General features: G+C 62.8%; 9 protein-coding genes. 6 read left to right on the forward strand and 3 right to left on the reverse strand.

Annotated elements, in window-relative coordinates; translation table 11 throughout:
- The first annotated feature begins 277 nt into the window (after positions 1–277).
- A complete protein-coding gene (locus QZY03_RS19840) occupies positions 278–862 on the forward strand; it encodes a hypothetical protein (protein ID WP_295583891.1) in 585 nt (194 codons plus the stop codon).
- A 354-nt stretch (positions 863–1216) separates the two neighbouring features.
- Here QZY03_RS19840 and QZY03_RS19845 read toward each other — a convergent pair whose 3' ends face one another.
- Complete coding sequence (locus QZY03_RS19845; protein WP_295583893.1) at positions 1217–2038, reverse strand: fumarylacetoacetate hydrolase family protein; 822 nt, start codon at positions 2036–2038, stop codon at positions 1217–1219.
- A 217-nt stretch (positions 2039–2255) separates the two neighbouring features.
- Between QZY03_RS19845 and QZY03_RS19850 the strand changes: the two genes are divergently transcribed.
- The 5 genes from QZY03_RS19850 to QZY03_RS19870 are packed head-to-tail and all read left to right on the forward strand — an operon-like array spanning position 2256 to position 6378.
- On the forward strand, positions 2256–3596 hold the full coding sequence (locus QZY03_RS19850) for an FAD-dependent oxidoreductase (RefSeq protein WP_295583894.1): 1341 nt from the start codon (positions 2256–2258) through the stop codon (positions 3594–3596).
- Positions 3593–4360, forward strand: a complete 768-nt coding sequence (locus tag QZY03_RS19855) for a DUF1365 domain-containing protein (protein ID WP_295583895.1) — start codon at positions 3593–3595, stop codon at positions 4358–4360. The genes QZY03_RS19850 and QZY03_RS19855 overlap by 4 nt, the downstream gene beginning before the upstream one ends.
- Positions 4360–5601 carry a cyclopropane-fatty-acyl-phospholipid synthase family protein gene (locus QZY03_RS19860; RefSeq protein ID WP_295583897.1) on the forward strand — a complete coding sequence of 414 codons (1242 nt, stop codon included), beginning with the start codon at positions 4360–4362 and terminating at the stop codon, positions 5599–5601. Before QZY03_RS19855 ends, QZY03_RS19860 begins: the two co-directional genes overlap by 1 nt.
- Before the next feature lie 6 nt (positions 5602–5607).
- A complete protein-coding gene (locus tag QZY03_RS19865; protein WP_295583898.1) occupies positions 5608–6249 on the forward strand; it encodes a 2OG-Fe(II) oxygenase in 642 nt (213 codons plus the stop codon).
- Positions 6250–6255: 6 nt separating this feature from the next.
- The gene (locus tag QZY03_RS19870) at positions 6256–6378 is read left to right on the forward strand and encodes a hypothetical protein (RefSeq protein WP_295583899.1); all 123 of its coding nucleotides are present in this window, start codon (positions 6256–6258) and stop codon (positions 6376–6378) included.
- Between the two features lie 119 nt (positions 6379–6497).
- Here the strand turns inward: QZY03_RS19870 and QZY03_RS19875 are convergent, their stop codons facing one another.
- A complete protein-coding gene (locus QZY03_RS19875) occupies positions 6498–7136 on the reverse strand; it encodes a hypothetical protein (RefSeq protein ID WP_295583900.1) in 639 nt (212 codons plus the stop codon).
- A gap of 27 nt (positions 7137–7163) precedes the next feature.
- Positions 7164–7946 (reverse strand): hypothetical protein, encoded by a 783-nt coding sequence (locus tag QZY03_RS19880; protein WP_295583901.1) that lies wholly within the window; start codon positions 7944–7946, stop codon positions 7164–7166.
- Positions 7947–8495 lie beyond the last annotated feature (549 nt).

Raw genomic sequence — 8495 nt, forward strand, 5'->3', positions numbered from 1 at the left:
CCGAGTCCCTGAGACCGAGCGGCGCGCCTTATCCACCCTACAACGGAGCCGGTTTCGTAGGGTGGATAAGCGCAGCGCATCCACCATCGGCCTCGCTGCCGACACGCTGTTGGCGGCGGCCACCCAAATTTGGAACTGCTGAGCAGCGCGATGGCATACCATCCAGACCCCGGATGCGGGTACACTGGGAAGGTACGCGCCTTGGCGGTCCACGCCCCGCCGAACTCCACAGGCGTCGGTGAAACGGATCGGGGACCTTGCGCTGAGGCCAAAACCCATGCATAGACTCATCCTGGCGACCGCGAGCTTGGTCCTGGCCCCGCTACTCGGCGGCTGCGGTACCACTTTGCCGGGTCATATCGGAGGCATTGTCGCCTACGTCTCGGCTGAAGACTATGCCGAGAAGCTCTGTAGTCACGTGGACCTGGAAAGCTATCCCTCCTGCGTGAGTAATGTCCTGGACTATTTCGAGGAGCCGCACGCCGACGATATCCCTCCCGAGCAAGCCGTTTCGGGGCCTTTTGCGGTGATCATGGAGCGCGCGATCTACTTGGGAACCTACTCCTCGCAGCCCTTCGCCGGGCGGTTTCAGGTTTCCAGCGGCGGCAAATCCTGCCGCGGGTCGTTCAATGCCTTCGCCGGGTCACGGGATGCGCTCTACGACGTCTATTGCGACGATGGCCGGGCCGGCTGGGCGGATCTTATCCTGGATCAGACCGGCCGCAACGGCATCGGGCAACTGTCACTGAACGACGGCACCAAGGGCGATATCATCTTCGGCTATCTGCCGCTGGGACGCGCTCTGCCGTACCCCTTCACGAATGTCTGGACGCCGCGGCCGCCCGGCGAAGCGCCGTTCTGAATTTGACGGCGATCGGCTGAGGTGCAGTCCGGATAACGTCGGACCCGCGCGGTAGTCCGGCAGTCGAGGCTTCGGCCGGACGCGGTGCCGCCGCCCGCTGAAGCGTCGGCCTCCGGTCGAGTCTCGTCGGTCACCGGAGGTCGAGTCGGCGTGGTATGGCCATCGGACGTGCTAAGGCGATTTCCGACAATTTGGATTCCGGTCCATGTAGGTGCGACTTCAGTCGCACCTGCGTCCGAGTCGGTGCGACTGAAGTCGCACCTACATCCAAGCCGATGGTGGGTGGTATCCGGTGTTCCGGAAATCACCTGGCCGGACGTAGGGGCGGGTTTCAAACCCGCCCCTACACCATATTCAAGAAGTTGCCGAAGGCAGGGTCTGGCGGACCGGGTTCGCCAAGGCACCGATGCCGGCGATCTCGACCACGACCTGATCCCCATCGCTCAGGTAGCGGGGCGGATTGCGCGCCATCCCGACGCCGGGCGGCGTGCCGGTCAGGATCAGGGTGCCGGGGAGCAGCGTGGTGTCCCGACTCAGGAAGGCGATGACTTCGGCCACGCTAAAGATCATGTCGCTGGTGTTGCCGGTCTGGACGCGCTCACCGTTGAGGGTGCAGGTCACCTCCAGATCCTGGGGGTTCTGAATCTCGTCGGCGGTGACCAGCCAGGGACCCAGCGGAGAGAATCCGTCGAAGCTCTTGCCGCGAATCCACTGGCCTGCGCCCCCTTGCTTTTGCCAGCGGCGGGCGGAGACATCGTTGGCACAGGTGTAGCCCAGAATATAGTCGAGCGCGTGCGCGACCGGCACGTCGCGCGCGGTGCGGCCGATCAGGACGGCGAGCTCCGCCTCATAGTCCACCTCCGGGCCATGTTCGCAGGCGAGCGGCAGGGCAATCGCGTCCCCCGGATTGGCAATCGTCGTTGTCGGCTTCATGAAAAGCACGGGTGATTCCGGCAGCGCCGCGCCGGTTTCGATGGCGTGGGCACGGTAGTTCAGGCCGATGCCGTAAATGTTGACGGGCAGCACGGGTGCCAGCCAGCGCGCGACGGTCAGGGTCTCGCTGGTCTCGGTGAGTCCCTCGTAAAGACTGCCGGCCAGGCGTCGGGCCTGTCCGGCCGCGCTGGGTGATCCGTAGTGAATCTGACCGGCGGTGTCGATCAGGCGCGCGATTTTCATGATGAGTCCTGCCAGGTTGAGTCGCAATGGTGGTGACGCGGCTGCTAAACATGGGGCTGGGATCGACCCACGCAACATCCGGTCCGGTCGCTCGGACCCGCCGGCCCCCTTGTACTCGCGGCCCGCGGTTTCAATATTGGTCGGAACCTGGACAAGTGCATGGTGCGCTTGTGGGATTGCGTCAAGTCCTGAACGACTGGACTGGGGGAGTGTCTCGGTGTCGATACGAACGATCGGGGTTGTCGGGGGCGGAATCGGCGGGCTGGCGGCGGCCTGGCTGCTGGACCAACGCTATGAGGTGACCTTACTGGAACGTAACGCCTACGTGGGCGGCCATACCAACACCCTGATGGTCGATCACCCGGGGGGGGCCTTCCCGGTCGACACCGGTTTCATGGTCTTCAACGATCGCAACTATCCGTTGCTGTGCGGTCTCTTCGATCACCTGGGCGTGACCTCCTACCCGACCACCATGTCATTCGCGGCCAGTCTGGACGGGGGGCGGGTGGAGTACGCGGGGTCGGATATCAACGGGCTCTTTGGTCAGCGCAGTAACCTGCTGAATCCGAAGTTCCTGTGGATGCTGGCCGAGATTCTGCGCTTCAACCGCGAGGCCAAGGCATTTCTGGAGCGCCGCGCGCTTGATCGCCTCTCGCTCGGTGATTTCCTGGAGCGCGGGGGTTACTCGGAGCGCTTCGCCGCGCACTATCTGCTGCCGATGGCGGCGGCCATCTGGTCCTGCCCGACGCAGCAGATGCGGGCCTTCCCGTTTCTGTCCTTCGCCCGCTTTTTCAACAATCACGGCCTGCTGGATCTGAGCAACCGACCCGAGTGGCGCACCGTGACCGGCGGCAGTCAGGCCTATGTCCGCCGTATGCTGGGCCAGCTGCGCGGCACCGTGCGCACGGCCGCGGGGGTGCAGCGGGTCCGGCGCACCGCGGACGGGGTTGAGGTGGAGACGCTTCAGGGCGAACGCCTGGTTTTCGACAACCTGGTGCTGGGCTGTCACGGCGATGAGGCCCTGGCGATGATCGAAGATCCGTCCCCACTGGAGCGCGAGTTGCTCGGATGCTTCCGCTATCAGCGCAATCGTGTCTATCTGCATCAGGACCCGGCGCTGATGCCGCGGCGGCGCCGCGTCTGGTCCTCCTGGAACTACCTGCGCGGACCGGGCGTCGAGCCGACCGGTCCGGTGACCGTAACCTACTGGATGAACAGCCTCCAGGATTTGCCCGCGGATCAGGACTGCTTCGTCAGCCTGAACCCGGTCGAGCCGCCGCGGGCCGATCGGGTCATCGCGCAGATGGAGTATGACCACCCGGTCTTCGATACGGCGGCCATCGCCGCCCAGGGCCGGATGCACGAGATCCAGGGCCGTTCCGGGCTGTGGTTCAGCGGCGCCTGGCTGGGGTTCGGCTTCCATGAGGATGGTCTGCGGGCGGCGGTCGACGTGGCCGGGGGTCTTGGCGTATCGGTCCCCTGGGCGGCCGCGCGTGCCGATGCGCCAGTGCGCGTGACTCCCGGCGCCGCAGCCGTCCCGCAGCCGGTGGGTCCATGACCGCCCCGGCCGGACAGCTCCTGTTCGGGCAGGTGATGCATCGGCGTTTTTTCCCGGTGCAGTACCGTTTCGTCTACGGGGTACTCAGCATGTTGCTGGACCTGGACCGGATCGATGACCTGGCACTGCAGCATCGCTGGTTCTCCCGCAATGGCTTCAATCTGTTCGCCTTCCACGATCGCGACCATGGGGCCGGCGATGGCGCGTCGTTGCGCGACTGGCTTATGGGCAATATCGCCCGCCTGGGGCTCGCGCTGCCCATCGGTCGTATCGAGATCCAGTGCATGCCGCGGGTTTTCGGCTATGGGTTCAACCCCATGAGCACCTGGTACTGCTATGGCCCCAAGGATGAGCTGCTGGCCATCCTGGCCGAGGTTCATAACACCTTCGGGGAGCGCCATAGCTATCTGCTGCATGAGCACGGCGAGTCCATGCAGTGGCCGGTGCGTCAGGGGCGCACCAAAGGCTTCCATGTCTCGCCTTTCGTGGGCATGGGGGCGGATTACCGCTTTCGCTTCGCCCGCGCCGGCGACGAATCCAGCATCGTCATCCACGAATACGAAGACGACCGGCTCATGCTGGTCGCGGTCCAGCGGGGCAACCTGCGGGCCTTCACCGATTCCAATCTGTTACGGGCGGCGCTCGCCTTCCCGTTGCTCACCCTCAAGGTCGTCGCCCTAATTCACTGGCATGCCCTCAAGATTTGGCTGCGCGGCGCGACCTATTATCCCAAGCCCGCGCCGCCCCCCGAGGAGGTTACCTGATGTCTGCGGAGGAAATACTCGATTGCCCGCCCCAGGCCGTGCCGGATCGTCCGGCCAGGGTGGGGCGCCTGTTCGGCGGATTTTGCCGTCACCTCGCCTTCGGCAGTTTGCTGCTGAGTTTCCCCGACGGTCGTGCCGATCTGTACCGCGGCCGGTTCGCCGGACCGGCGGGTGAACTGGTGATCACCCGGCCCTGGCGCTTTCTCAGGCGGCTGGTTATCCGCGGCGAGATCGGCTTCGCCGAGGCGTACATGGAGGGTGAGTGGCGCACGCCCGACCTGCCGGTGCTCTTGGATCTGCTCCAGCTCAACGCCGAGCATCTGGGTGCGGGTCCAAAAGGGCTGGCCTGGTCGCGCTGGTTCAACCGGTTAACGCACCGGTTGCGTGACAATCATCGCCGCAACAGCCGCCGCAATATTGCCCGGCATTACGACCTGGGTAATGCGTTCTACCGGTTGTGGCTGGACCCGAGCATGACCTATTCCGCGGCCTTGTTCGCGGATCAGGCGCTTGAGCCACTGGCGGAGGCCCAGGCGCGCAAATATGAGCGTTTGCTCGACGACCTTGGCGCCCAACCCGGCGAGCACATTCTGGAGATCGGCTGCGGTTGGGGCGGGCTGGCCGAAGCCGCCGCGCGCCGCGGACTCAAAGTGACCGGGGTGACCCTGTCACGGGAACAACTGGACTTTGCCCGCGCCCGCATCGCCGACGCCGGGCTGGCCGAGCAGGTGGACCTGCGGCTGCAGGATTACCGCGACATCCGCGGTCAGTTTGACCATGTGGTCTCGATCGAGATGCTGGAGGCGGTGGGCGAGGCCTATTGGCCGGTCTATTTCGGTGCACTGCGCCGGTTGGTCCGGCCGGGCGGGCGGATCGCGCTCCAGGTCATCACTATGAACGAGGACGACTTCCCCAACTATCGACGCACCGCCGACTTCATCCAACTCTATATCTTTCCGGGGGGCATGTTGCCCACCCCGGAGCGGCTCCAGTCCGCGGCCGGCGCGGCCGGGCTCGTGCACCTTGAAAGCCGCTGGTCCGGTGCCGACTACGCCGAAACCCTGCGCCGCTGGCGCCGGAGTTTCCACGCGGCCGAGTCGGCTATCGACGCGCTCGGTTACGGTGCGCGCTTCCGGCGGATGTGGGACTACTATCTGGCCTATTGCGAGGTCGGCTTCGACAGCGGTGTCACCGATCTCGTGCAAACGCTGTATCAGATTCCCGCGGAGGCCGGCAATTGAACTCCCATGAACGTCACTGACAGGCCCCTGGCCGCCGCGGACGCGGCGGCCTTCCCACGCATCGCCGACGCACTCGCCGGACCCGGCTGGTCTCTGACCGGCGGATTCCTGTCCGCGGCGCAATGCGATGCGCTGCGTCTTCAGGCCAATGCGCTCGATCGCCAAGGGGCGTTCAAACCCGCTGGAGTCGGCCGGGCTGCCGATTTGGCGGTTCGCTCCACCATCCGCTCGGATCGCGTCTGCTGGCTGGACCCCGAGTCCCGCGACGGCGCCATCGGCGCCTATCTGGCCCAACTCGAAGACCTGCGGCAAACCCTCAACCGCGATCTCTGCCTTGGTCTGTTCAACTTCGAGGGCCACCTCGCCATCTATCCGCCGGGGTCTTTCTACCGCCGCCACCTGGATCAGTTTCGCGGCGTGGAACTGCGCACCCTGACCTGCATCCTTTATCTCAATCCCGACTGGCAACCGGCGGACGGTGGTCTGCTGCGCATCTACACCGATCCCGATCGGCCGGACCACTATGAGGAGGTAGCGCCGATCGGGGGCACCCTGGTGACCTTCCTCAGCGCCCGCTTCGAGCACGAGGTCATGCTCGCCACTCGTGAGCGCTTGAGCCTGACCGGCTGGTTCAAGCGGCGGGGGTGACGGCGGGTGGAGATCGGCTGCCGGGTCAAGGAGCGGGGCGAGACCTGCCAGGGCGGCGGCACCCAGACCACGGCGGGGGTCGGCGGGACCTGCGACGTGGGGATTCGCCCGGCGGCGGGGGTGCATTGACCATCAGGAAAAGCCCGAGAACGCGAGTTGCTTCTTCGCGCTCTTGGGCCTAATGCGTAACAATGCTCGCCCAACGACCGTCAGTGTGATGGCGGACCTGTGTCGAACCAGGTTACTGGTTATGGGGCAGTCTCCGGAGTCCACGTCGGCCACAGGCTGACCATATTCAATGCCTGACCCGGCTTCAGAGTGCAGTTAATCGAGATGGTCCAGAACGCGGTCCCCTCGTCAGCGTCCGGACTAACCGGAGTACCCGGCGGGTCCATCATAGCAGCTATGACGGCAGTTCTGGTAAACGTTGCCCATGCTGACCAAAGGTAATCGACTTTGCTCTTGGTCGACATAATCTTGGTGTAGCTCATGTCTTGACCGGGATTATCCAAGAACTGCACGCCACCGAAGGTATTGGGTACATTCTGGTTGCGCAGGTCGACAACATTGGCGTTGCACGTAGTGGTGAGATTCGGGTGCATCTCATCATTGAGGCCAAAGGCGCCAACGTAGAATGTCTCCGGAAGCGAGGCCGATTCAAACGGAATGTTGCACACCACGGATCTATTTCCGCTTGAAGTCGCGGGATTGATCAAGTAGTGTGCGCTCCAGAGGAGGTTCGTGTCAGACGTGGATGACATCGCCTGACAGGCAAGCGCGCCGATATTGATATCTGCGGCTACCGGTAGGACGGCACTTAGGTTGGCCGCCGAAGCAAGGACAACCACGGCAGCGATGCTAGAACTATTGCGGATCGTGCTTTTCATAACTTGGCTCCTACGTGACTGTATGATCTAGCGGATTTTACCGCTTCCAGAATAGGCTGAGGGGTTGCTTCCCCCCGAATCACTACCTCCTGAGTTGTCGACAAGAAGCCGAAAAACGGGGGGATTGGTCGCGCTGTCGAGCCAAACCTTCACTTGCCCGGCATCTTGAGCGCTAGCCGCAAGCCCAATAAGCTCCGATTTCGCTTGCTCAAAAAGGTCAGCCTCCTCTGCCTTAGACAGTGAGGCGTATCCTTTACCCTCAGGCGACCAAGTCAGGCTGCAAACGGACCCCCGGCAATCTGTTTGCAAATCCCCTTTATGCTTTGAAAAAAACGAGTCAGCCGCATTCGCCTCCGTAAAAGCGTTATTGATAGCCGTATCTGCGGCTTGCCCCCATGCGCTGGTAGCAGCGGCTTCTCGCTCGTGGCGTGACGCAAGGTCAGACTCAACCCGCAGTCGCTGCACGTCTGCAGCATTTGACTCAACCGGCCTTGGGGTAGACGCCGCAGGGCTTACAGGGGAAAAAGCCGCCCTCGCCCTTAGGCCGCTCTCAACCGTCTTCACCAGACTAGCAACCTGCTCCTCCAAACGTTGCAGTCGAGAATCGAACACTACGTCTGTCTTCAGCTTCGCCAGGCGCTGACGTTCAACCTCCTCAGAGGAACTGTCCTGTTGCTTGGCGAGACTGGGTGACTCGGTTGCGACACCCTCCGGTTTCGATTTGTAAACAAAGGCCCCAGTTGCCACCAACCCGGCAAACAGCAGGCCCTGGAGGGCAAACACCACGATTGTCGTCTTATTTGTTATCACGATGCTTCCGTCAGAAACCGTTGGAGCGATAACAGGATTATATGAACGCTCAGAAGTTGACTACCGGCGACTCATGTTCCACTGACAAAAACTTGCGGTCACGAGCGACTGGATTTTGTTGTCCTTGTGGTCACGAGCGACTGAATTTTGTCGTCCAATTCCCCCTGCGGACCCCCTAATCCCCTTTTATTATGGTAATGGTACACTGCCGGCCATAAAATTACAAGGCTACCGAATATTTTATTGTCCAATGAATAGAATTGACTGCTGCTGTGTTCCGGGCGGTTGCTTGGTTGTGTCCACTCAAAGCCAGGCAGGGTAGGCATCGCGTACCCGGATCAGGCCGTCGCCGCAGCTTCAGATAAGGTGATTTCCGAGGAAATTTATACCACTGCATGCGATAGTAGTGGCATGTTAAGAAACGACGACGCCAAGCGCATGATCGCGAGTACCGACCCGACACCGTTAGCCGTGCTCAGCGCGGACCATCGCGAGGACATCAAACTGGCTGCATCGCGCATGGTCCCGATCAAGCGGCGGACGTTCCAG

Source organism: uncultured Lamprocystis sp. (assembly GCF_903933125.1).
Classification (GTDB): domain Bacteria; phylum Pseudomonadota; class Gammaproteobacteria; order Chromatiales; family Chromatiaceae; genus Thiodictyon.

Excerpts from the sequence above, each read along its gene's own strand:
- QZY03_RS19855 (WP_295583895.1), top strand. The coding sequence starts at position 3,593 with ATGACCGCCCCGGCCGGACAGCTCCTGTTCGGGCAGGTGATGCATCGG.
- QZY03_RS19860 (WP_295583897.1), top strand. The coding sequence starts at position 4,360 with ATGTCTGCGGAGGAAATACTCGATTGCCCGCCCCAGGCCGTGCCGGAT.
- QZY03_RS19865 (WP_295583898.1), top strand. The coding sequence starts at position 5,608 with ATGAACGTCACTGACAGGCCCCTGGCCGCCGCGGACGCGGCGGCCTTC.
- QZY03_RS19875 (WP_295583900.1), bottom strand. The coding sequence starts at position 7,136 with ATGAAAAGCACGATCCGCAATAGTTCTAGCATCGCTGCCGTGGTTGTC.
- QZY03_RS19845 (WP_295583893.1), bottom strand. The coding sequence starts at position 2,038 with ATGAAAATCGCGCGCCTGATCGACACCGCCGGTCAGATTCACTACGGA.
- QZY03_RS19840 (WP_295583891.1), top strand. The coding sequence starts at position 278 with ATGCATAGACTCATCCTGGCGACCGCGAGCTTGGTCCTGGCCCCGCTA.